The sequence below is a fragment of the uncultured Dialister sp. genome (assembly GCF_937959425.1).
Lineage (GTDB): Bacteria > Bacillota > Negativicutes > Veillonellales > Dialisteraceae > Dialister.
Map to the genome: position 1 here is coordinate 18,931 of NZ_CALGPS010000197.1, position 22,213 is coordinate 41,143.

The 22,213-nt window shown below is 51.8% G+C and carries 18 protein-coding genes; 9 read left to right on the top strand and 9 right to left on the bottom strand.

The window, feature by feature from the left end:
• The first annotated feature begins 34 nt into the window (after positions 1-34).
• On the top strand, positions 35-1,018 hold the full coding sequence (locus tag Q0482_RS08275; RefSeq protein WP_299145375.1) for a zeta toxin family protein: 984 nt from the start codon (positions 35-37) through the stop codon (positions 1,016-1,018).
• Positions 1,019-1,072: 54 nt separating this feature from the next.
• Positions 1,073-1,957 (top strand): QueG-associated DUF1730 domain-containing protein, encoded by an 885-nt coding sequence (locus tag Q0482_RS08280; protein ID WP_299145377.1) that lies wholly within the window; start codon positions 1,073-1,075, stop codon positions 1,955-1,957.
• 865 nt (positions 1,958-2,822) lie between these two features.
• Here the strand turns inward: Q0482_RS08280 and Q0482_RS08285 are convergent.
• Positions 2,823-4,112 (bottom strand): metallophosphoesterase family protein, encoded by a 1,290-nt coding sequence (locus tag Q0482_RS08285; RefSeq protein ID WP_299145379.1) that lies wholly within the window; start codon positions 4,110-4,112, stop codon positions 2,823-2,825.
• Positions 4,113-4,238: 126 nt separating this feature from the next.
• Between Q0482_RS08285 and Q0482_RS08290 the strand changes: the two genes are divergently transcribed.
• On the top strand, positions 4,239-4,697 hold the full coding sequence (locus Q0482_RS08290) for a MerR family transcriptional regulator (protein ID WP_299145381.1): 459 nt from the start codon (positions 4,239-4,241) through the stop codon (positions 4,695-4,697).
• A gap of 331 nt (positions 4,698-5,028) precedes the next feature.
• Here Q0482_RS08290 and Q0482_RS08295 read toward each other — a convergent pair whose 3' ends face one another.
• The 4 genes from Q0482_RS08295 to Q0482_RS08310 form a co-directional block, all read right to left on the bottom strand.
• Positions 5,029-5,922, bottom strand: a complete 894-nt coding sequence (locus Q0482_RS08295; RefSeq protein WP_299145383.1) for a TIGR03915 family putative DNA repair protein — start codon at positions 5,920-5,922, stop codon at positions 5,029-5,031.
• 130 nt (positions 5,923-6,052) lie between these two features.
• Positions 6,053-7,297, bottom strand: coding sequence for a putative DNA modification/repair radical SAM protein (locus Q0482_RS08300; protein ID WP_299145384.1), 1,245 nt, complete (start codon positions 7,295-7,297; stop codon positions 6,053-6,055).
• A gap of 241 nt (positions 7,298-7,538) precedes the next feature.
• The gene (locus Q0482_RS08305; RefSeq protein WP_291057994.1) at positions 7,539-7,715 is read right to left on the bottom strand and encodes a tryptophanyl-tRNA synthetase; all 177 of its coding nucleotides are present in this window, start codon (positions 7,713-7,715) and stop codon (positions 7,539-7,541) included.
• Positions 7,716-7,730: 15 nt separating this feature from the next.
• Positions 7,731-8,675, bottom strand: coding sequence for a cytochrome d ubiquinol oxidase subunit II (locus Q0482_RS08310; protein ID WP_299145386.1), 945 nt, complete (start codon positions 8,673-8,675; stop codon positions 7,731-7,733).
• A 186-nt stretch (positions 8,676-8,861) separates the two neighbouring features.
• Here Q0482_RS08310 and Q0482_RS08315 point away from each other — a divergent pair, with 186 nt between their 5' ends.
• On the top strand, positions 8,862-9,116 hold the full coding sequence (locus Q0482_RS08315) for a hypothetical protein (protein ID WP_299145388.1): 255 nt from the start codon (positions 8,862-8,864) through the stop codon (positions 9,114-9,116).
• Between the two features lie 979 nt (positions 9,117-10,095).
• Here the strand turns inward: Q0482_RS08315 and Q0482_RS08320 are convergent.
• The 4 genes from Q0482_RS08320 to Q0482_RS08335 all read right to left on the bottom strand — a co-directional run bounded on the left by Q0482_RS08320 (position 10,096) and on the right by Q0482_RS08335 (position 15,542).
• Positions 10,096-10,590 (bottom strand): hypothetical protein, encoded by a 495-nt coding sequence (locus tag Q0482_RS08320; RefSeq protein WP_299145390.1) that lies wholly within the window; start codon positions 10,588-10,590, stop codon positions 10,096-10,098.
• A gap of 71 nt (positions 10,591-10,661) precedes the next feature.
• Positions 10,662-11,966 (bottom strand): FtsW/RodA/SpoVE family cell cycle protein, encoded by a 1,305-nt coding sequence (locus Q0482_RS08325; RefSeq protein WP_299145392.1) that lies wholly within the window; start codon positions 11,964-11,966, stop codon positions 10,662-10,664.
• On the bottom strand, positions 11,939-12,589 hold the full coding sequence (gene trmB / locus Q0482_RS08330; protein ID WP_299145394.1) for a tRNA (guanosine(46)-N7)-methyltransferase TrmB: 651 nt from the start codon (positions 12,587-12,589) through the stop codon (positions 11,939-11,941). The genes Q0482_RS08325 and trmB overlap by 28 nt, the downstream gene beginning before the upstream one ends.
• An 856-nt stretch (positions 12,590-13,445) precedes the next feature.
• The gene (locus Q0482_RS08335; protein WP_299145396.1) at positions 13,446-15,542 is read right to left on the bottom strand and encodes a phosphoethanolamine transferase; all 2,097 of its coding nucleotides are present in this window, start codon (positions 15,540-15,542) and stop codon (positions 13,446-13,448) included.
• A 222-nt stretch (positions 15,543-15,764) separates the two neighbouring features.
• Between Q0482_RS08335 and Q0482_RS08340 the strand changes: the two genes are divergently transcribed.
• The 5 genes from Q0482_RS08340 (at position 15,765) to Q0482_RS08360 (ending at position 21,808) form a co-directional block, all read left to right on the top strand.
• A complete protein-coding gene (locus Q0482_RS08340) occupies positions 15,765-16,613 on the top strand; it encodes a LysR family transcriptional regulator (protein ID WP_299145398.1) in 849 nt (282 codons plus the stop codon).
• A 91-nt stretch (positions 16,614-16,704) separates the two neighbouring features.
• Entirely contained in the window at positions 16,705-18,060 is a 1,356-nt protein-coding gene (locus tag Q0482_RS08345; RefSeq protein WP_299145400.1) for an MATE family efflux transporter, read from the top strand.
• Positions 18,061-18,831: 771 nt separating this feature from the next.
• On the top strand, positions 18,832-19,104 hold the full coding sequence (locus tag Q0482_RS08350) for an ACT domain-containing protein (RefSeq protein ID WP_291056427.1): 273 nt from the start codon (positions 18,832-18,834) through the stop codon (positions 19,102-19,104).
• An 11-nt stretch (positions 19,105-19,115) separates the two neighbouring features.
• Positions 19,116-20,474, top strand: a complete 1,359-nt coding sequence (locus Q0482_RS08355; RefSeq protein ID WP_299145401.1) for a PFL family protein — start codon at positions 19,116-19,118, stop codon at positions 20,472-20,474.
• 578 nt (positions 20,475-21,052) lie between these two features.
• Positions 21,053-21,808, top strand: a complete 756-nt coding sequence (locus tag Q0482_RS08360) for an exodeoxyribonuclease III (RefSeq protein WP_299145403.1) — start codon at positions 21,053-21,055, stop codon at positions 21,806-21,808.
• Positions 21,809-22,213 lie beyond the last annotated feature (405 nt).

A 22,213-nucleotide genomic window follows, 5' to 3' on the forward strand; every position in this document is an offset into this window, starting at 1 on the left:
CAGCGAACTAAGTGAATCAGCGGAAATTACCCCTATGGGAATACAACTGGAAGTGAATGCGGAGATTTTCACCACCATTCATAACCTGCTTTGGACTATGAAAGATGAAGTGGAAATTGACAGGGCTGACGAGTCCCGTCTTTATAGTCTCTGGCGCACCACCATCCGCGAGATGTCACTCATTGAGCTCCGCAAAGGACATGGTCTTCCTATGTCCACCCAGGTGAGCATGCTCCAGGAAGCCTATAATATAGAGACCCGGTACATGGCAGACCAGATTTTCCGCCCGGTAAATGCCAAGTTTTCCCGCCAGCTTGTTGAGAAGGAAAGCGCCTTCGAAAAGGACGAAATGGATGCCCTTTTTGAAAAGACCGTATGGCCTTCTGTCCGTGAAAACAAAGCCGGAAATCAGAAACATCCCATGGCCTTTATCATTGCAGGCCAGCCGGGATCCGGTAAAACGCGGATGTCTTCCATGATTATCGAGGAATACGGCGGAAATATCATCCAGTCCATGGGCGACAATTTCCGCGGCTTTCATCCCCGTTTCCGGGAGCTGATGAAAAAATACGGCCAGTACTGCGCCTGCTTTTCCATGGAACAGGGCAGGTACCTGTCGGACCTCACCATGAAAAAGGCGGCAGAAGGAAGATACCACATCCTGCAGGAAGGATCTCTGGAAAATGTATCCCATACCCTGGAATATATTTCCTACCTTAAGGACATGGGCTATGAAATCTGCGTGCTCCTCCGGGCATGCCCGAAGAAAGAAAGCTGGAAAGCCATTCACCAGCTCTTCCTCCAGCAGCGGCTGAAAGCGCCGGGGCTGTCCAGACTGATTACGAAAGACTATCATGACAAGGCATGCATGGCATTTCTGTCGGCTACCAATGACCTTATCAGCCAGAACCTGATGGACCGGCTCATCATTAAGAGCCCCAAAGGCCTTCTCTATGACAGCGATGATATGCCTACGGAAAGAGTAAGCGAACTTCTGGCCAAGCGAATGGTTAAATAACCCTGCGGCGCTTTTCCCAAGCGCCGTTTTTTATTATTTCATTAAGGAAATATCATGAATCCGAAAACAATTTTTCAGGAAACTGCCCGCTCTCTGGGTCTTACAGCCTGCGGCGCCTGCAGTGTTCATTTTTCTGACGAGCTATCGAAAAAACTGTCCCTTACCGGGCCTGTCCCCTTTGCACCGGAAGAAATAGAAAAAAGAATGACCCCGGAAGCTCTCCTTTCCGGCGCCATGTCTTTCTTCGTCATCCTTTTCCCCTATAAGACAGAAGAAAAGGAAATGGGAAATATTGCCCTGTACGCCCGCCCTGAAGATTACCACCGCACCAATCACCGGTACATGGAAAATATCATAAACCACATGAAATCCATCTATCCGGAAGAAGAATTCAAAGCCCTTACCGATACCTCCCCCATGGTGGACCGATGGCTTGCCTATGCGGCGGGATTAGGATTCTTCGGCAGGAACCACTGCCTCATCCATCCGGTATACGGTTCCTGCGTCACCATCGGCGCCATCCTCACCACAATTTCCCTCACTCCCGACAATCCTCTTACCCTTTCCTGCGGTGACTGCCGTCTCTGTGAAAATGCCTGCCCGGGTAAAATCATAGGGAAAGAGCCCTTCAATCCATGGCATTGTAAATCCTACCTCACCCAGAAAAAAGAAGACCTGGAGGAAGAGGAAAAGGAAATCATCAAAAAAACGCCTCTTATCTTCGGCTGCGACGCCTGCCAGAACTGCTGCCCCTATAATCGAAAAGCACCCCCCTCTCCCCTGCCGGAAATCCATGAAAAAAGGATTCCCCTTCTCACCGGAGAAATGATGGAATCCCTGTCTAACCGCAGCTTCGATAAAACTTATAAAAATTACGCCTTTGCCTGGAGAGGGAAGAAAGTCCTCCTTCGGAACTGGAAAATTGTGAATGAGAAATAAATAAGGGCCACAGAGTGGCCCGGGTTCAGAGGGTTCCTCCCCCATTTATAGTCCCACCGCTTGCGGGGGGAAGGTGGTGCGTCAGCACCAAAGGGGGCAGGCCCTTTGGTGGCACGGAGTGGCCCGGGTTCAGAAGGTTCAGAGGGGAGGGTTTACGGCCCTGCGGGCCGAGGGTGGTGGATTGCCCTTCGGGCAATGATTATAAAGTCAGCGTTACGTTCTTCCATCATGTGTCACAAGTGCTACATGAAGTAATGCTATAGCCGCAGGCGATGCCTTTGCTGGAGAAAGGCCTATCCTCACCGCTCCGCGGAGCTCCATTCGGAGAAAGGAGCCTTACGTTACGGGATTTCCTTTATGCTGCATAAATCATACTAAACATGGCAGTGAATTGGCCGCTTCCGCGGCCACCCCCTATCCGGCTGCGCCGGACTCCCCCCTATTCAGGGGGGAGAATAAACCTCTCAATGCTTTCCCAAGGAGTCATGTGGCACATTGGCAAGCATCCATAGTGCCCCCGCTTTAGCGGGGAAAGGTGGTGCCGTAAGGCACCAAAGGGGGGTGCCTTATTTTCCACGCGCTGTGCACATTCTGCAGAGAATGTGCAAGTCAGTCGAAGTTGGCCCATAGCCTGCCCATAAAAGGGCCTTCCTTTTAATCGACTGACCGTTAGGCGCGGTTGTATGGTTTTTCCAGCCACCAGCTACCAGCCACAAGCCACTAGATCTGCGCCGTCATGCGGCCCCCGATCTTCGATCCCAGCCGCTCTGCGGCTGCATGCCCACCAAGGCGGTCAGTGAGCAGCGGACAGCCGACAGAAAGTCTGATTTCTGATTTCTAACCTCTCTCTTCTCTCTTCTATCTCCTATCCCTGTTCTCCTTTCCTCACTACGGTTTCATGGAGTTTTGTCCCATCGGGAAGGTAGCCGGTGAGGGTCAGTGTATCCCTGTCTGCTTCCAAGATGGAATAGTTATCCGTTTCCGGCTGGGGTGCCACGTATTCATCCAGTTCGTGTTTTTTCCACAGTTCTGGGTAGCGGACGTTGCCGGAGAGACCGTCGATAACATAAACCGGTCCTTTTTCGGAACGTTTAAAGTCATAGATATGACCTCGGTCGCGGTAGGTGTGGAGATGAGCGGAGATGACAAGGTCTACGCCGCAGGTATCGAAGAGGGGCATGAAGATTTCCCCTTCTTCGGAAAATCCTTCTTCCCTGTGAGGTCTGCTTTCATCGGCAAATCCATACTGCAGAGGGTCTTTATGCATGAGCACCACTTTCCATTTTTTCTTTGTACCTTTCAAATCCTTTTCCAGCCATGTCCTTTCCTTTTCATAAAGATCCGGCAGCCACTCTTTTTCTTCATAAAGTGATGTATCCAGCACTGTAAAGTGCACATCGCCCCAGTCGAAGGAATAGTAGTGGTTTTTCAAGTCTTTATTTCCATTATCCGGCAGGGTGAAATGGGTCAGGTAGCGGTTTGGCATATGATTTTTCCAGTCCAGGGAGTAGGCTTCGTGGTTTCCAAGGGCCGGCGCCACGGGGATGCGAGAGAGGGTAGGTTCTACACTCTTAAACCAGGTCTGCCACTGGTATTCATCGTCTCCATTGTCCACCAGATCCCCCAGTGCAATCATGAATGACGCATCCTTATGAGCATCTGATGCATGGTGAATCAGGTTTTCCCAGTCACTATAGTCGGAGCTCTGGGAGTCGGAGGTGACGATGGCTTTGAAAGAGCCGCCGTCATCGGTGGAAAGAGGATACCAGGCACTTACACTGTTTCCTTCCCTGGTTCTGTACTCATAGGCTTCTCCCTTTTCCAGGTTATCCAGCTTTGCCGTATATACAATGCCGTTTTTGATACCCCGATTTCCTTCCAGCGGTTCACCGGACGCAGGAACGGTGTAGACCGTATCAGTCCCCTTTTTTCTGTATTCCAGGGAATTATCATTCCCCGAAGGCAGTTCCCACATAATGGTTCTGCCTTTTTCGTTATTTTCTGCCACCACCTGGTGCAGGTTATAGGGTTTCATTTTTTCTGAAACCGGGCCGGAAGAGGCCTGACGGGAAGAAGGAGCGGACTGGTTTCCGCATCCTGCCATACCGGCAGCAAGGCCCAGGGCCAGTACCGCAGCCATCCATTTTCTTTTCATTTCTTTTACTCCTTATCTATGATCCAGAAAAATATAACAATCCCTATTGACATAAAATCTATGATAGCTTATTCTACAAGCTAAAGTGAACTTCAAGTCAAGTATTTTTTATCAGGGAGTGGTATTATGCTGTATACTGCCGGCGAAGCTGCCGAAATTCTGGGAATTCCTGTTTCCACCGTCCGTTATTATGACAAGGAGGGGCTCATCCCTAATCTGAAGCGTTCTTCCAGCGGCATGCGCCTTTTCCGGGAAGAGGATATAGAAAGACTCCGTCTGGTTCAGTGTCTCAAAAAGACGGGGCTTTCCCTGAAGGACATCAAAGTCTTCATGAATCTCCCCGACGACGGAGACAAAACCATCCATACCCGGCTTGCCATCCTCGCCCGCCAGAAAGAAGTGCTGGAAGAGAAGGAAAAGGAGCTCAAGGAAATGATGGCGGTGGTGGATTACAAGCTGTGGTACTACCGGACATCGGCTGAAGCAGGAACTACAAAGGCTGCGCAAAATCCGGATATCATTCCTGACAATCTCCGCCCAGCCTATGAATGCCTTCATTTCATGACAAGTAAAAAGAAGATATGAAAGAAAGCACTGATTGATGCATAGAGGCTGTGGAAAAATGACTGGACATTTTTCCACAGCCTCTTTTGTATTCATTAATTTTCACGGAAATTTCCAAATGACCGCCAGCTGCCGGTCTCTCTGTTATTTAAGGCGGTGCTGCAGGTGAATATGGATAACAGATGCTTGGGATTCTATTGAGACTCTGAGACGTGCAATTTCCTAACGTAATAAGGTGTACTATCGTTGGACCGGATTTCTCCAATCCCCTCTGCTGCGGTAGAAATAAAGATGGTGCGAGGCAGAACTTATGTTATTGGATATAATTTATCCGCCTGCCCCCTGAAAGGAATCATTGCTTTTTGCCATGACCGCAGTCCCCTTCCTGGAGGCGGAGTTCCACCGCATGAAGCACATCTTCCAGCGCATCCTGGGAAATCGTCTTTCCTGCTCCGGGCCGCTTCTTTTCATCCAGTCCTTTGAGAGGCAGGTCTCCACGGTTATAGGAATCTTCCATTTCCGTGAGACAGGGCCAGTACTTTTTAGGCAGGAAATTCATTCTTTCCGCCGGATTTCGTCTGTCTTCAATTCCCATATGGCGATAGTAGTTTCTCCAGAGCTGTCTGAAATCCTCCTCCGCCGAGCTGTATCTCATATGCTCCGGCACCTGTTCCATCTGTACAATGGAAACCCGGCCATTTTCATAAACCGCCGCTTCCCGGCGCCGGCTGTCATAGATGGCCCAGCGTTTGCCGGGCAGCCTGTCCTTGAAATGGACGGCCAGCAGGGGAAGGATGAAATGATCCGGACGGATGACCGCATAGAGGGTGCCGTCCTCCAGCTCACTGAAGCGGAGGATGCCCCGAAATTTTTCCGTTTCATTGCCCACTGCCCGGCACATGGAAAGGATGTCCTGCACCCAGGGCTCTTTCTGCCGGGTATAGATTTTCTTTCCCAGCTTAAATCCTTCCTTCATAAAAAAGAAAATCTTCATTTCCCTGCCTTCAAAATTGGAAAGGAAGGCACGGTACATCCAGCCCATGGCTCTTTTCCCGCATTTCTTCTCAAAGGCAGAAGCCACTTTTTCCGCTTTTAAAAGCCGGGTATCCACCAGGTATGTCATACCGAACAGGGATGATTCCCCTTCGTCCCTTCTGATATCTTCCAGCTTTCCGGTGCCGAAATGATAAATCTCATACACCGCTGTCAGAAAGCCGGGATAGGTGCCGTCATAGATAAAATGCATAGTTTAGTTTCACCACCCCGGGAAAGCGCTGATTATTGTCTGCTTTTATTCCCGTTCTTTTATCCACTGCGACGAAGCAGTGCATAAAAATTTCTCTAAGAACAAACTCTATGTATGAATCAGTGCTTCCCTATACCTGAGTATCAAAAAGGCTCATCTCCCGCACTTCCCTGGCTGCGGTCTCTGATATGAGATGATTCCTTAGATTCTTATCATCAATGGCAAATCCGCCATAGTACCTTCCGTTAACGGTGATGAAATAGCGGGCCCTTTTCATCACCAGCCCCACCCTCCTCAAATCATCAAAGGAAAGATTTCCATACCTCCTGAGGCGGATGATACGCAGGGCACTTTTCACGCCAATGCCGGGCACCCGGAGAATCATTTCATAGGACGCCCTGTTGATTTCCACAGGAAAAAGCTCCCGGTGACGGAGAGCCCAGGTGCACTTGGGATCCAGCTCCTCGTCAAAATCCGGTTCTTCCGGCGTAAGGATTTCTTCTGCCTGGAAATGGTAAAACCGAAGGAGCCAGTCAGCCTGGTAAAGTCTGTTCTCCCGGGAAAGGGGCGGCCTTTTGAGGGCTGGCAGATTTTTTCCCTTCATCACCGGCACATAGGCCGAATAGTATACCCTCTTCAAGTCCGCCTTCCGGTAGAGCCCCTGGGTGAGAAGCAGAATCTGACGGTCGCTTTCCCCGCTGGCACCTACAATAAGCTGGGTGGTCTGGCCGGCAGGCACAAAGGAAGGCGCTTTTTTAAAATGCTTCTTTTCTTCCCTGTGGGCTTCTATGGATTCCTTAAAGAAACGCATAGGTGCCAGGATGGCCGTCTTTGTTTTCTGCGGCGCCAGAAGACGAAGGGATTTTTCAGAGGGGAGCTCTATATTCACGCTTACCCTGTCTACGTACCGCCCCAGTTCATCAAGAAGCGCACTGTCCGTGCCGGGAATTCCCTTCATGTGGATATAGCCGTTGAAATGTTCCCTCTCCCTTAGGAGCCTGGCTGTTTTGATGAGAAGCTCCGTGGTGTAATCGGGAGAGCGGATGATGCCGGAAGAAAGGAAAAGGCCTTCAATATAATTTCTTTTATAAAATTCCACGGTCAGCATGACGATTTCTTCCGGCGTCAGCATGGCCCTTTTCGTATCATGGCTTCTCCGGTTCACGCAGTATTCGCAGTCATAAATACAGGAATTGGTCATCAGTATCTTTAAAAGGGATACACATCGTCCGTCTGCTGTCCATGTATGGCAGATACCGCTTTTGTGACCATTTCCTAAACCTCCCGCACTGGCTCGCGAAGAACCGCTGGATGAACAGGATACATCATATTTTGCCGCGTCCGCCAATATATCAAGCTTATCTCCGATATCCATGATTTCCTCCCTGGAACATTTTTTCTTAATTCATTATACCACAAAGTAGAATAATTGTTCCAGTAGGAATATAGTTTCAGAGAGTTGAAGGAAAGGATTCCTCATGGGGCCACAGAGTGGCCCGGGTTCAGAGGGTCCAAAAGGTTCACAGGGTTCAGAGGTGGCGGATAGCCGCTGCACGGCGACGATGGCGGGAAGCAAAAATGCAATAAAAAAGCAGGCGCCGGCCTGCTTTTTGTTTTCATTCCTTATGATCGGAATCCTTCTTTTCCACTTTTTTCAGTACCACGGAAGATCCCTGCTTTTCCGCCTCGAATTTATCTTCTTCTGTCAGATGTTCCGAGTCCAGCACGATTTTCACACCCATGCGGTCCAGCATTTCATCGATGGTATGCTGTGTCTTAAAAAGTTCACCCATGTAAATACACCTTCCTTAAATATGATCTTTCCATTCGTAATATTCTTTTTTCCGGATCTGCCGCCACAGGAAAGAGCCCAGGCTCCACACCAGGGCGATCACCAGAAGGGCTGTGCCGGGCATGCCGTCCATGGCCTGTTTCAGGGAAGCGGTTTCCACAGTAAAAATGTTGGGAAGAACGGCAGCAAAGGCGGAAAGGTAAATAGCAATGGCAAAGAAAGAGGAAATATAAGCCGCTGCCAGCCCCACCTTTACATGACGCATGCGGGTCAGGAGGAAGGATAGGGCGAACAGGATAGCTGTGGCCACCAGACTGATCCAGAAGAAACTGCCGTAGGTATTGGAATCGCCGGCATGGCTCTTCAAAAGGATGGCCAGGATGATGTACACCACCACGTTCAACACGCTGGATACCAGGAAAGCGGCACGGAAACGTTCAGCCAGCGGGTTCACCGCCTTCACCGCTCCGTAAAGGGTACCCAGCTGGAAAGCAGCCAGAATCACCCATAGAGCGCAGAAAACACCAAGGACGGAAAATTTGGATCCGTCATCCATAAGAAGTGATGATCCTGCAAGTCCCATCACCGCCAGTGCCGCATAGGAAAAGGCAGAAATCAATTTCATAACACCGGATGAAGAAAACTGGTTTCTAAGGAGAGAAGCAGCCATGCGGAGGAGGGCACCGGCAGCCACCAGTACAATGAGGACAATGTTTTCCGAATGGAACACACTGTCAGAAATGCCGGGAATAGCCGCCCCCATCATAAAGAGCCCCAGAAAATACCAAAGTTCGTTGCCATCCAGGCAGGGGCGGAGAAGTCCAAGCAGTGCCCGGTTCTCCTCCCGACTGCGGCATACCAGGGGCGCAGAAAGGCAGAGCCCCCAGTCCGCCGCCTCCAGAATCATGTATAATCCGAAAAAGCACAAAGGCAAAAGAAGTACATTGGAATCAGCGTTCATAAAATCCTCCAGCATTCATAAGTAGTAAAAGGGAAATCTCCCTCAGGAAAGCGGTGCTTCCCTAAAAAGTATACCACAAGAGGCGAGATAGAAACAAAAAATTTATAAAGTCCCCGTTTTTGAACTCTTTTCCCGAATCTGCTATGATTAAGATAAGATATAAAGGTTTTCACAGGAGGGATAATCATGAACAAACTGATGAAAGCACTGCTCCTCGCTCTGGCTGCAGCCCTGGTTTCCGGAAAAATGAAACCAAAGGCCAAGAAAGCCATAACCGCTAAAACGGCTGCTGATCCGTCCACGCAGGAAATTTTAAAACCCCTCTCCCCCATTACCAAAGCCTACTGGCTCCTCCACCCCAGGAAAGCCCTTTACCTCTGGCTCTTTCAGAAATCCTTCGGATTCGCCTGGTCATTGGCAAAGAGGTATTTCAGAGGGTAAAAGGTGGCACGGAGTGGCCCCGGGTTCTGCGCCCTTTGGGCGCGAAAGGTTCTAAAGTTTGATGCACCTGTCGGTGCAAAGGTTCTTGGGTTTGACGGACCCGCCGGGCCCGAGGGTTGTGGTGGCGGCACAGCCGCATTTTATAGCCTCCTTCCATAGGAAGGAGGTGTCGCCGCAGGCGACGGAGGATAGGGGCGTCAGGTCTTTGGTATAAGGCTCAAAAGTTCAGAGGGTTCAAAGGGTTTAGAGGGTTCAGAGGGTTCAGAGGGAAAGGTATCGCCGCTTCGCGGCGATGAGTATGAAGTCAGCGTTGCGGGAATGCCTTTCTGTCACATAAGCCACTCTAAACATGGCGGTGAGTTAGCCACGCACGGTCAGCCAGTTAAAAGGAAGGCCCTTTTATGGGCAGGCTAAGGGCCAATTTTGGCTGACTCGAAGGCCCTATGCAGGGTCTTCGCAGTGGCTTTTCCCCCTTTGGTGCCTACGGCACCACCTTCCCCCGCTGTGCGGTGGGACTACAACCCGTGCTTAATGTAGAGCAACTTTTGAGAAAAATGATTCGCGGAGCTTTGTTCTGCCACCGCTTGAGGGGTGGCAAGGGAAGTGGATTCGTAGGGAGCCCTTGGGCGACTGAGAATCCAGTGACACGCTTCCCTTTAGGAGAAGTCCCGCAAAGCGGGCAAGGGGGGGAAACTCTTTTCCCTCGCCCGTAAGGGCGGTTGTAAAGGTTTTATCATACTGGCGCCCCTATATTTCCAAAAGGCGTCCACCACCTGCCGCCGCAGGCGGGGCCCCCGATCCTCGATCCCGAACGCCGAAGGCGCTCCCTTCCAACACTGACGTGGTCCTCTTCCCCTGAGAAATCCAGCAGTCAGGGACTAGTAGCTTGTTGCTTGTAGCTTGTAGCTAGTAACTAGGGACCAGCCACCAGCCACTAGCCACTAAATTAACCCGATCCCTGTCCCAATCCCAGTCCCGCCTACCGTCTCCCCCTGTCCATGGCTGCCAGGAGGGTATTTTCTTTTCCTGCGGCATAGAGCATAAGGCCCCGGTAAATGGAAAGAAGGAATGGTTCTCTTTCCTGATCAGGGGCGCTGTCGGATATGACAGGAAAAGCCCAGTCTGCTGCATAGAAGAATGCGGAGTGGAATTCTTCATTTTGGAAGAAGGAGAGTATATTTTCTTCTTCAAGGCTTATTCCATAGGCGCTCCTGCCGGAAAGGGCGAGGCCTTTTTTGCCCGCTTTCCCTGCAAGGAAGGCGAAGCGGCCTGCTTTTTCCGGGGTGTCAAAAATGGCAAGGACGGTGTTTTCTTTTATCTTTTTTATTTCTTCTTCCGACGTTTCCCTGTTAAAGGAAATGGATACATCCACCCCTTTTCCCTGAAGGGAGTCAGCCCCTTTTTTAATCAGCGATGCGGGAAGAGATTCTTCTTTGAAGAAAACGTATACCTTAAGTGAAATATTTCGTGTCATTTTATTTCCTCTATAAAATAAAAGACTGTGAAAAAATGGAAATCATTTCTTCACAGCCTTTTTATATGCCTTCACCAGGAGCCGTAGACGGAGCCAGACAGTTCGCCGAAGGAGAGTGGGCGCCCTTCCATAGCGGCAATCCGTTTTCTTCTTTCCTGTTCATCATATTCCCGAAGGCTCTGGGTGGCGGTGCCCCAGATGAGACCCAGGGCGGCTATGTTCATGAGAAGGGAGGTGCCTCCGAAGGAGATGAAGGGCAGAGGGATGCCGGTGACGGGAAACCAGCCGATAACCATGGCAATATTTACCAGCCCCTGTACTGAAATGAGGAGGGTCAGGCCATATACCAAAAGGGCGGGATAGGTCTGCTTCAGTTTTCTTCCCACCGACAGGCCGTAGAGCATGAAGGCCATATAGAGACAGAGCACCACCGCCGAGCCTACGAACCCATATTCCTGGCTGAATACAGCATAGGCGAAGTCGGTGTACTGCTCAGGCAGGTAAAGAAATTTGGAAAAGCCCTGTCCCATGCCCTGCCCCAGCACGCCGCCGGAGCCTACAGCAATAAGACTCTGCATGGTCTGGTACCCCATGCCCTGGGCGTACTGCTCGGGATGAAGGAGCACCACCAGCCGGGCCATACGATAGGGAGCTATCACAGCCAGGCCGATAAAGATTACAAAGGCTGCTCCCATGGAAATCACAATTTCAAGAAAGGGCATGCCTGCAATAATGTAGAGAAGCCCCGGAAAGATAAGGATCATGCCGGCGGTGCCCATGTCCGGCTGCTTCAGGACGAGAAGGGCCATGATAAGGGGCATGTAAAAAGGCGTGAAATAATGGAACAGGCCGGAAAAGGAGGCGCCCTTCTGCTTCTTCAGGGACGGGACAAAAAGAGCAGCCAGCGGGAGAAACAGATGGCCCATAATGGACATACCTGCATGGGCATCCACCTTTTTGGAAAGATAAGCCGACGCCCATATGAGTCCTGTAACCTTGGCTATTTCCGAAGGCTGCAGGGACACGGGCCCCAAAGAAATCCAGCGGGTGGCGCCATTCACCGTGCGGCCTGCCACCATCACCAGAAGAAGAAGCCCTATGGTACCAAGGCACCAGAGAACAGCCCCTTTCTTAATAACATGGTAATTAATCCGGGACAGCACAAAAGCAAAGACCAGGCTGACCGCCAGAAACACCAGATGCCTGATAATATGGCTGTAGGGACTGGCGCCGGATTCCATATTCATATAATAGGTGGAGCTATATACATTGAAGGCCCCCAGGATAATCAGTATTCCTGCCACAATGAACATTTTCTGCAATGCCCGAGGCGCATACTTTGTATCAATCAGGGGCGTCTCGCTACGAGACGACATACCGGATTCCCCCTTCTGGAGAACTTTTCCTCATACTCCGTTTCTACATCCCCTTCCACCGGAGCGGCGTGAAGGTCGTAGGTCACCTGGGAAAGTTCCCAGCCCATGGCTTTAAATTCTTCAATGGAAAAATCAAAAAGATCCTTATTGTCAGTTTTGAAACGGATTTCTCCGCCCTCCTTCAGAATAAGGGCATACCGTTTCAGGAAATCCCTGTAAGTGAGCCGCCTCTTGGCATGGCGCTTCTTCGGCCAGGGATCGCTGAAATTGAGATAAATCACATCCACCTCTCCTTCGCCGAAAATGTTCAGAATTTCGCTGACATCTCCCAGAATGAGGCGCACATTGGTGAGAGGCGGGTCCTTCTCCGCCGTCTTCTTGGCTGCATAGTAAATAACTCCCTCCTGCACCTCCATGCCCACAAAATTCACATCGGGGTGAATAGAGGCCATGCCGGAAATAAACTGCCCCTTTCCGGTGCCAAACTCCACATGGAGCTCATTTTCCGGATGGGGAAAAACACTGCGCCATTCCCCTTTCCTGTCAGTAGGTTCCTCCAGGTAAAGAATGTCTGTATAATCTTTGATTGCTTCATCAATCCACGGTTTCCTGCGAAGCCTCATATATCCTCCTCTTCATCATGGGAAATTGTATGTAATGGGATTCTGTATTCTCTTATAGTATCACAGCCCTGCCTGTTTGTCACAAAGGGGCCCCTTTGCAGCTCGGGTTCATAGGGGAAGGTTCTTAAGATTGATGGGCCTACGGCCCAAAGGTTCTTAGGTTTGACAGCAGCTCCGCTGCTGAGGGTTGTGGTACCGCCCTGTCGGGCGATGAATATAAAGTCAGCGTTACGTGCTTACCATTATTAGTGTCGCCAGTGCTGCATGACGGAGTACGTTAGCCCCCTTCCTTTGGAAGGGGGTGTCGCCGCAGGCGACGGAGGATAGCGGATTTTCGCAGAAAATCCGAGGCCCTGAAGGGGCCTAAGACGGCTCATAGTGGCTTGGAGCTATCTCAAGACCTATCCTCAGGGCTCCGCCCAGCTCCTTTCTGAGAAAGGAGCCTGCGTTACGCGCTTGCCTTCCTGTTACTTAATTCACGCTAAACATGTCACTGAATTGGCCCCCCCTATCCGGCTGCGCCGGACTCCCTCCACGGGAAAGCGTCTCACACGATTCTCAGGTCGCTACCGCTCCCCTACGAATCGTGTTCGCTTGCCACCCTATTCAGGGGGGGGAGAATAAACCTCTCAATGCTTTCCTGTAGACTCCTGTGGCACAATGCTGAGCGTCCATAGTCCTCCCGCTTCAGCGGGGGGAAGGTGGTGCCGTAAGGCACCAAAGGGGGGTGCCGCATTTCCACGCGCCACAGGCGCGGTGGCTTGTTTTCCCTCGCCCGTCAGGGCGGTTGTATGGTTTTACTAGCTTACTAGCTCACTAGTACACTATCACACCCCACAGCCTCGCTTCGGCCTCCTCAATCTTCCTGGCTGGTGCCGGAATTTTCTACTTCCGGCATGGGCGTGGCGGCTATGTCTACTTTATGGAAGCTGTTCCAGTCGAAGTTTCTATTTCCTTCGGCCCGAGCTTTTTCTTCGATTTTCCTGTTCCATTCCTTATCCATAAATTCCTGGTCGCTTCCCAGCTGTTCCACGTCGTTTCTAATCATCACGTTGCCGTACATGGTCATCAAAGTGGTGACGTCCTTGTCGAAGCTCGGAGAGAGGATGTCGGCGGTGGGGTCGTAGCGGGCGGCGGTGAGGCCCATCATGCCCATGAAGGTGTCATAGAGCATGTCGTTGGAAAAGGGCATGTTTCTTCTTTCCATCATGGCTCTCACTTCCAGGGGATGGGAAGCCCGGTAGGCGTCGGAGGTGTAGATCCAGAAGGGAATATGAACCATGGTGTAGTCAAACTGGTCCGCATTGTGTCCCGGTCTTTCGGTCACCTGTTCACCGTGGTCGGAAAAGTAGAGGACGCCGTCGGCGTGGAGCCAGTTGGTGGCTTCGTTCATAATGTTTTCCATGACGTAGTCGTTGAAGAGAACGGAATTATCGTACTCATCATTCATGATTTCCGCCGTGCTTCTTGTATTTCCCGGATTTCTGGGCCAGTGGTAGAACTCAGAGGGATAGCGGTCCCAGTAGCTTACGTGACTGCCCATGAGGTGCACTACCACCAGCTGGCGGCGGTTATTAGGGTCCACTTTCCGAAGATAGGGAATGAGAGCGGTGTCGTAATCTTTTGTTACCACATCGGTGCCTACATAGGAATTGATCCAGTACTGGTCATCGCAGGCAGAGCCGATGGCGCCAATGGGCGTATCCCATACACCGAAGCGGGACTGGTTGGAAATCCATGTGGTCTTAAATCCCGCTTCCCTTGCCAGGTCGATAATGGAGTACGCATTTTTGAGATCCATGTCATTGTACTGGTTCTTCTCTGTCAGCGCTTCCGTCAGCACCTGCACCGTCTGGGTATAGCAGGAGTAGGCGTGGTTGAAGAAATGGTAGTGCGGATCTGCCACTGCCGCCGACTGGAAGGGGGTAGTTTCCCGGGAATAGCCGTACACATTCATGTGATCCCTGGTCAGCGATTCACCGATAACGAGGACATACACCCCGTCCGGCGCCGCCTTCAGCTGACGGACGATGTCCTTGTCCCTGATGTGCATATGACGACGCGCATTCACCATTTTCTGGAAATCTGAGAAGCTGTGCAGCGTTTCATAGGTTTCATAATATACATGGGCCAGGCGGGTGCCGCCGATAGAAAGGGCACAGAGACCCACATTCACGAAGAAAAGGAGGAGCATGGCAAACCAGGTCTTCCGGGACACCTGCTCCCGGTTGAAACTGAACCGGCTTGCCTTGAAAATGAGCCAGCCCAGAATGAGAAGGGCTGCCACACCGGCCCCGATTTCTGCATAGGGAATATTCACCTCGATATACTCCATGGTCTCCGCCACATTCGTCTGGGCCAGGGCCAGCAGCATATTGATGGAAATGAGGGAATGGGTGATAAAATAATAGCCGATGTAGGTAAACTGGATAAGGATATAAAGAATAATCAGGATGACGCAGGCGATGCGGGCTATCATCCTGGCCTTCCCCGGCAGAATCCAGGCCGCTGACAGACAGGACACAAAGAGATAGAGAGGCGTGGACAGTTCGCCGGATACGTCAGACATATCAAGAAGCACATCGGTCTGGGATGCCAGATACGGCACAATCAGCGACAGAGCCCACAAAAAAACGATGGTAAGCCATAGATGGACAGCCGCCTTCTTTAAGTGGTGCCGAAGGAAATAGGCAGTCACAAAGCCTACCTGCAGGAAAAGAAGGAACACCTTCACCTGGGAAAAGGGCTCATAGCCTCCGGGGGCGCCAAAATACCAGGACAGGAAAAAGGCCAGGCAGAACGGAAGAAGGGTGGCTATGGCCCACCAGCGTTTCCAGTGGCCGGGACTCTCCTTCTTGAGAGGGGAAGAAATATGATTCTTCCTGTAGGCTTCCTTCATGTTTTTCTTCGTCACCCGAGTACCTCTCTCGGAATCATTTTTTATATGTTTCATGGATTTGACACCTTTATATATTGATAAATTCTCTTACAAATCTAAATCATCACAACTGATTTATTGTATCACAGAATGGTCATAAATTGAATGCAGACCGGGAAGTTCCGAAGTGTAAAGTTTACGCTGGCATTTCACCACCGTGAAAAGGCTGTCAGCCCCTTTTCCCAAGCGCCTTTCCAAATGATATAATGCAGAAAGAAAGTTTTCAGGGAGGAAATCATGGATATCAACAAAATTCATTACTTTTTTGCAGCCGCCGAATCGGACAGTCTTACGGAAGCAGCAGAAAAATGTCACATCGGCCAGACCACCATGAGTAAGTACATGGCGGGGCTGGAAAAAGAAACAGGATGCCCCCTTTGCATCCGCTCCCGCTCCGGCCTCTCCCTCACGGAAGAGGGAAAACGGTTTTATAAAGGTATGAAGCAGATCAGCGCCTCCTATAAAAGCCTCCTTAATTCCCTGGCCGACAAGAACAAGGAATGTATACTGGGACTGGCCTGTCAGGAATATCAGGGCATTGATTTCCTTCCGGATTTCCAAAAGGCCTGTCCCGATATGATGATTTCCTACCACACAGCCCCCACGGCGGAACTGGAAAAAAAGCTGGATGAAGGGATACTGGACGGCATTATCGGCCCCGAAGCCATTTCTTTTCCAAAAAAATTCGCCACCATGCCCCTTACCCCGATTTCCCAGTGCCTTGTATGTGCCGAAAGCCATGCGGATAGGCTGAAAGTTATCCCCGCCATCCTCTCCTGCCTCCCCTTCCTTACCAAAACATCCAATCCGGCCTACATCCACACCTGCAGGGATAAATTTCAAGCCGCTTACCACGTTTCCTTCTCGGAAACTCTGCAGGTGGAAAACTATACCGAGCAGCTGCTGCAGCTGTCCCTGGGCCGGGGCTTTTCCATCCTGCCCTTAAAGCCGGGCAGCAGAAGCGGACTTCATGCATTTCCCCTGCCCTCAGCCTTTGACGAATGGACCTGCCTGGTTTACCGCCCCTCCCATGTATCCCCTCTTCTTGAAAGAATGATGACCTATTTCCATGAAAAAAAGTGCTGAATGAATCCTTTTTCTTCTTTTTACTTTCCAAATGAGACATGATATCCTTTTGAAATAAGAATATCATGTCTTTTTTACTTAAGGATACCCTATGATTCTCCATAACGATTTAACCAGCGGCCCCCTTTTCCCTAAAATGATGCGTTTTGCCATTCCCTACCTGGCAGCCTGCTTCCTCCAGACCTTCTACGGCATGGCAGACCTTTTCATCACCGGCCAGTACTACGGCGCCGCCCCTGTCACCGGTGTCTCCATCGGCAGCCAGGTCATGCACATGATCATCGTCATCATCGCAGGCATTGCCATCGGAAGCGCCGTATCCATCGCCCGCAGTCTCGGTGCAGGGAAAGAAAAAGACACCTTCCGCCTCATGGGAAGCACCGCCTGCCTTTTCATTCCCCTTTCCTTTCTTCTCACCCTTCTCCTCTTCCTTCTCATGCCCCTTATTCTCTCCGCCCTCCAGACACCGGCAGAAGCCATGGAGGATACAAAAGCCTACCTCACCGTCTGCTTTGCAGGGATTCCCCTGATTGTTGCCTATAATGCCATCAGCAGCTTTTTCAGGGGCATGGGAAACACAAAAGCCCCCATGACCTTCATCGCCATTGCCGGCCTGCTCAACATCTTTCTGGACTTCCTTCTTATCGGTCATTACCATATGGGCGCCGCCGGCGCCGCCTGGGGAACCCTCTCCAGCGAAGGGCTGAGCGTAATCCTTTCCCTGATATTCCTCCGGCATAAACTATCTCCCCTCCACCTGACCATGGAAGATTTCAAGCCGGGAAAGAAATGGACCCGCCAGATCTTGGGCATAGGAATTCCCATTTCCTGTCAGGACGGCCTCATCCAAGTCTCCTTTCTGGTCATCACCGCCATCGCCAACAGCCGCGGCGTAGAGGCTGCCGCTGCCGTAGGCATCGTAGAAAAAATCATCAGCTTCCTCTTCCTCGTCCCCTCGGCCATGATGTCCACCGTCTCCGCCACCGCTGCCCAGAATGCCGGCGCCGGCCTTCACGAACGAGGCAGGATGGGCCTACGCTATGGCATCACCCTCTGCGTATCCTTCGGCCTCCTCTGTATCTTCATCATCTACTGGAAAGGAAGCTGTATCCTCTCCCTCTTCCTCCCCGGCGAGCCCGGAGTCATCGCCATGGGCATAGACTACTTCCACTCCTACGTCTTCGACTGCGCCATAGCCGGCGTCCACTTCTGCTTCTCCGGCTGCTTTGCCGCCTACCGGAAAGCATCCTTCTCCTTCCTCCACAATGTCATCTCCATCTTCACCTTCCGCATACCCGGCACCTACGCCGCCTCCGTTTTATTTCCGGATACCCTCTTCCCCATGGGCATGGCTGCCCCTGCAGGATCTTTGCTGTCTGTGGTCATCTGCGTGTATCTGTACAGGAAATATTTGAGAAGCCCGGAGGGCGCGGGAAAAAGTTCTTAAGATTGATGGGCCTTCGGCCCAAGGGTTCTTAGGTTTGACGGCGGCTTCGCCGCCGAGGGTTGTGGATAGCCGCCTTTGGCGGCTATGATTATATAGTCAGCGTGACAGGGTTTGCATTGTGTCACTATAGCTCCCCGTCATTTCGAGCGGAGGTACATGCCGGTATGGAGCTCATAGTTTCGTGGATCCAGTGAAACTGAGCCCTCAAATCTCCCGGTAGAATGCTGCCTTACGGCAGAATGGAACGCTTGGCGTAGAGGCGACAGCAGTTAGCTTTTAGCAATTAGCAATTAGCTGAGTACGGCTTGATACGTTGAATATCATATGCATGAACCAACACTACGGTGATTTGGCCGCCGTAGGCGGCCACCCCCCTATCCGGCTGCGCCGGACTTCCCCCTATTCAGGGGGCAGAATAAACCTCTCTAAGCTTTCCTGCAGAGTCATGTGGTACATTGGTAAGCGTCCATAGTGCCCCCGCTTTAGCGGGGGAAAGGTGGTGGCGCCAGCCACCAAAGGGGGCCGCATTCCCTTCGCGCCAAAGGCGCGGTTGGCTTGTTTTCCCTTCGCCCGCCAGGAAGGTTGTAAAGGTTTTACTAGCTCACTAGCTCACCAGCTACCAGCCACCCCGGCCCCCCGATCCCGATCGCGCCACAGGCGCTCCCCATTTATGCTATAATGAGGAAAGACATTCTGCAGAAAAGCTTTTCAGGAAAATGGGCTGCAGCAGTCTGATTTCTATGGGAAAGAAAAAACGGAAGGAGCAGATGTATGAAAAAAATCGTTGTAACCGTAATCGGTGCTGACCGCGTAGGCATTGTTGCCGGCGTAGCAGCCGCTCTGGCTAAGGAGAATATCAATATCCTTGATATTTCCCAGACCATTTTAGGTGATATTTTCGATATGGTCCTGATCTGCGACATGGAGAAGGCCAAAGGATCCCTGAAGGAAGTGCAGGATGACCTGGGCGCCCTGGGAAAAGAACTGGGCGTGGATGTACGGGCCCAGCTGGCTGATATTTTCTATGCCATGCACCGCATCTGAAAGGGGGAGCCATGCTCGATATTGAAGAAATTCTAGCTACGGAGCGTATGTTTGACCAGAACAAACTGGACGTACGCACCATCACCATGGGCATTTCCCTCTTAGGCTGTGTCTCCGATGATGAAAAGACGCTGAATCGCAAGATTTACGACACCATCTGCACGAAGGCAGAGCATCTGACAGAAGTGAGCCATGACATTTCCAGAGAATACGGCGTACCCATTATCAACCGCCGTATTTCCGTCACCCCCATTTCCCTCATCGCCGGCGGTATCAAAGCATCAAGCTATGTATCCATTGCGCAGACCCTGCAGAAGGCAGCGGACGAAGTGGGCGTGGACATTCTGGGCGGCTTCTCCGCCCTTGTAGACCGGGGCATGTCCTCCTCCGACAAAATCCTCATCGACTCCATTCCTGAAGCCCTTGCCTCCACAAAAAGCATCTGCAGCTCCGTAGCTGTAGGCTCCACCAAGGCAGGCATCAATATGGACGCTGTAAAACGGATGGGCGAAGTGGTAAAAGAAACGGCTGAACTCACCAAGGACCAGGACGCCTATGGCTGCACCAAGCTGGTGGAATTCTGCAACGCCGTGGAAGACAACCCCTTTATGGCCGGCGCATTCCACGGCATCACCCAGGGCGACACCGCCATCCATGTAGGCGTTTCCGGCCCCGGCGTAGTGAAAAGAGCACTGGAAGACGTAAAAGGCGCACCGCTCAACGTAGTAGCCCGCACCATTAAGAACACCGCCTTCATGATTACCCGCCTCGGACAGATGGTGGCAGAAGCAGCCACCGAAAGACTCCATGCCCCCTTCGGCATTATCGACCTCTCCCTGGCCCCCACCTCCGCCGTCGGCGACAGCGTGGCCCAGGTATTGGAAGAAATGGGACTGGAAAGCTGCGGCGGCCCGGGAACCACAGCAGCCCTGGCCCTCCTGAACGATGCCGTGAAAAAAGGCGGCCTCATGGCCTCCTCCAGCGTCGGCGGCCTCTCCGGCGCCTTCATCCCGGTGAGTGAAGACCTGGGCATGATTGAAGCTGTTGAAAAAGGCAGCCTCTGCCTGGAAAAACTGGAAGCCATGACCTGCGTCTGCTCCGTAGGCCTCGACATGATTGCCATTCCCGGAGACACCCCCGCCTCCACCATCTCCGCCATTCTCGCCGACGAAGCAGCCATCGGCATGATTAACAACAAGACCACCGCCACCCGCCTCATCCCCGTACCGGGAAAGAAACCGGGCGACATGGTCCAGTTCGGCGGCCTTATGGGCTACGCCCCCGTCCTGGAAATCAACAAATTTCGGGCCGATGAATTCATCAACCGCGGCGGAAAGATTCCCGCCCCCATGAGATCACTGACAAACTGATGGGATATAGAAAAGAGGAAATCCGGATTTTCGGATTTCCTCTTTTTTTGATGCAAAGGTTCAGGCTCCCACATTTATTGTCCCCCCCCGCTTGCGGGGGGACTACAACCCGTGCTTAATGTAGAGCAACTTTTGAGAAAAATGATTCGCGGAGCTTTATTGCGCCACCGCTTGCGGGGGAAAGGTGGTGGCGTCAGCCACCAAAAGGGGGGAGTGCTTTTCCATCGCCCGTAAGGGCGGTTGTAAAGGTTTTATCATAATGGCGCCCCTTCTAAGGTGTAAAATGCACCCCCTCTGTCGCCTAAAGTCGACGTCTCCCCCATTTATACAAAAGGGGAGATTGATAGCGGTAAATCTTATTTACGCCCACCACCTGCCGCCGCAGGCGGCCCTCCCCGATTCTGGATCCCGATCTTCGATCCCAGCCGCTTCGCGGCTGCACGCCCCCCTTTGAACCTTCTGCCCCCTCTAAACCCACACGCCAAAGGCGTGTTATCACCCTTTTCAAAATCTCCTCTTCCCTGTATAATAGAACTGACATATCTAATTATTTAAATAAGGAGACTCCTATGAAAACACTGAAATATATTTCCTGGAACGTGAATGGCCTTCGTGCCTGCATGAAGAAAGGCTTTATGGACACCTTCAACGCCCTGGATGCAGACTGCTTCTGCCTGCAGGAGACGAAGTTGCAGCCTCACCAGATTGAGCTGGACCTGCCGGGATACCATCAGTACTGGAACAGCGCGGTAAAAAAGGGCTACAGCGGCACCGCCATTTTCACAAAGGAAGAACCGCTCTCCGTTACCTACGGTCTGGGCATAGAGGAGCATGACCAGGAAGGACGGCTTATTACCGCAGACTTCGGCAGCCATTACCTTCTCTGCTGCTACACACCAAACAGCCAGCGGGGGCTGGCCCGCCTTTCCTACCGCATGACCTGGGAAGAGGCCATGAAGGAATACATGACGAAACTGGCGAAGGAAAAGCCGGTCATTCTCTGCGGCGACCTGAACGTAGCCCATGAGGACATCGACATCGCCAACCCCGCTTCCAACCACAAGAACGCCGGCTTCACAGATGAAGAAAGGAGCCGCATGAGTGAGCTCCTCTCTGCCGGATTTACAGACTCCTTCCGCCACCTCCATCCTGATGAAAAGGATGCCTACTCCTGGTGGAGCTACTTTGCCAAAGCCAGGGAAAGAAATGTGGGATGGAGAATCGACTACTTCCTCGTCTCCAGCGTATGGAAAGACCACATCAAAGGCGCTTCCATCCATTCGAATATCATGGGAAGCGACCACTGCCCGGTAGAACTGGATTTGGAATGCTGAGATACAAAAAAGACCGCCGCAGCGGTCTTTTTTTATGGGTTGACGGCCCTCCGGGCCGAAGGTTCTTAAGGTTCTCAGGTTTGACGGGCCTGCCGGCCCGAGGGTTGTGGTGGCGGCTGACGCCGCAAGTAAAAAGGGGCGCGGCTTCGCCGCAGGTTGTGTAGAAGGGTTGTGTTTCAAGGAGCAGGGAAAAGGTTCTTAAGATTGATGGGCCTACGGCCCAAGGGTTCTCAGGTTTGACAGCAGCTCCACTGCTGAGGGTTGTGGATAGCCGCCAGAGGCGGCTATGATTATGAAGTCAGCGTTACGGGATGAGCTTCCTGCTGCATAAATCGCGCTAAACATTCTGCTGAATTGGCCACCTCCGGTGGCCACCCCCTATCCCGCTTCGCGGGACTTCCCCCT

What these genes read in the sequence shown, in the direction of transcription:
- Q0482_RS08275 (WP_299145375.1), top strand. Translation starts at nt 35, where the DNA reads ATGGGAATACAACTGGAAGTGAATGCGGAGATTTTCACCACCATTCAT.
- Q0482_RS08280 (WP_299145377.1), top strand. Translation starts at nt 1,073, where the DNA reads ATGAATCCGAAAACAATTTTTCAGGAAACTGCCCGCTCTCTGGGTCTT.
- Q0482_RS08285 (WP_299145379.1), bottom strand. Translation starts at nt 4,112, where the DNA reads ATGAAAAGAAAATGGATGGCTGCGGTACTGGCCCTGGGCCTTGCTGCC.
- Q0482_RS08290 (WP_299145381.1), top strand. Translation starts at nt 4,239, where the DNA reads ATGCTGTATACTGCCGGCGAAGCTGCCGAAATTCTGGGAATTCCTGTT.
- Q0482_RS08295 (WP_299145383.1), bottom strand. Translation starts at nt 5,922, where the DNA reads ATGCATTTTATCTATGACGGCACCTATCCCGGCTTTCTGACAGCGGTG.
- Q0482_RS08300 (WP_299145384.1), bottom strand. Translation starts at nt 7,297, where the DNA reads ATGGATATCGGAGATAAGCTTGATATATTGGCGGACGCGGCAAAATAT.
- Q0482_RS08305 (WP_291057994.1), bottom strand. Translation starts at nt 7,715, where the DNA reads ATGGGTGAACTTTTTAAGACACAGCATACCATCGATGAAATGCTGGAC.
- Q0482_RS08310 (WP_299145386.1), bottom strand. Translation starts at nt 8,675, where the DNA reads ATGAACGCTGATTCCAATGTACTTCTTTTGCCTTTGTGCTTTTTCGGA.
- Q0482_RS08315 (WP_299145388.1), top strand. Translation starts at nt 8,862, where the DNA reads ATGAACAAACTGATGAAAGCACTGCTCCTCGCTCTGGCTGCAGCCCTG.
- Q0482_RS08320 (WP_299145390.1), bottom strand. Translation starts at nt 10,590, where the DNA reads ATGACACGAAATATTTCACTTAAGGTATACGTTTTCTTCAAAGAAGAA.
- Q0482_RS08325 (WP_299145392.1), bottom strand. Translation starts at nt 11,966, where the DNA reads ATGTCGTCTCGTAGCGAGACGCCCCTGATTGATACAAAGTATGCGCCT.
- trmB (WP_299145394.1), bottom strand. Translation starts at nt 12,589, where the DNA reads ATGAGGCTTCGCAGGAAACCGTGGATTGATGAAGCAATCAAAGATTAT.
- Q0482_RS08335 (WP_299145396.1), bottom strand. Translation starts at nt 15,542, where the DNA reads ATGAAACATATAAAAAATGATTCCGAGAGAGGTACTCGGGTGACGAAG.
- Q0482_RS08340 (WP_299145398.1), top strand. Translation starts at nt 15,765, where the DNA reads ATGGATATCAACAAAATTCATTACTTTTTTGCAGCCGCCGAATCGGAC.
- Q0482_RS08345 (WP_299145400.1), top strand. Translation starts at nt 16,705, where the DNA reads ATGATTCTCCATAACGATTTAACCAGCGGCCCCCTTTTCCCTAAAATG.
- Q0482_RS08350 (WP_291056427.1), top strand. Translation starts at nt 18,832, where the DNA reads ATGAAAAAAATCGTTGTAACCGTAATCGGTGCTGACCGCGTAGGCATT.
- Q0482_RS08355 (WP_299145401.1), top strand. Translation starts at nt 19,116, where the DNA reads ATGCTCGATATTGAAGAAATTCTAGCTACGGAGCGTATGTTTGACCAG.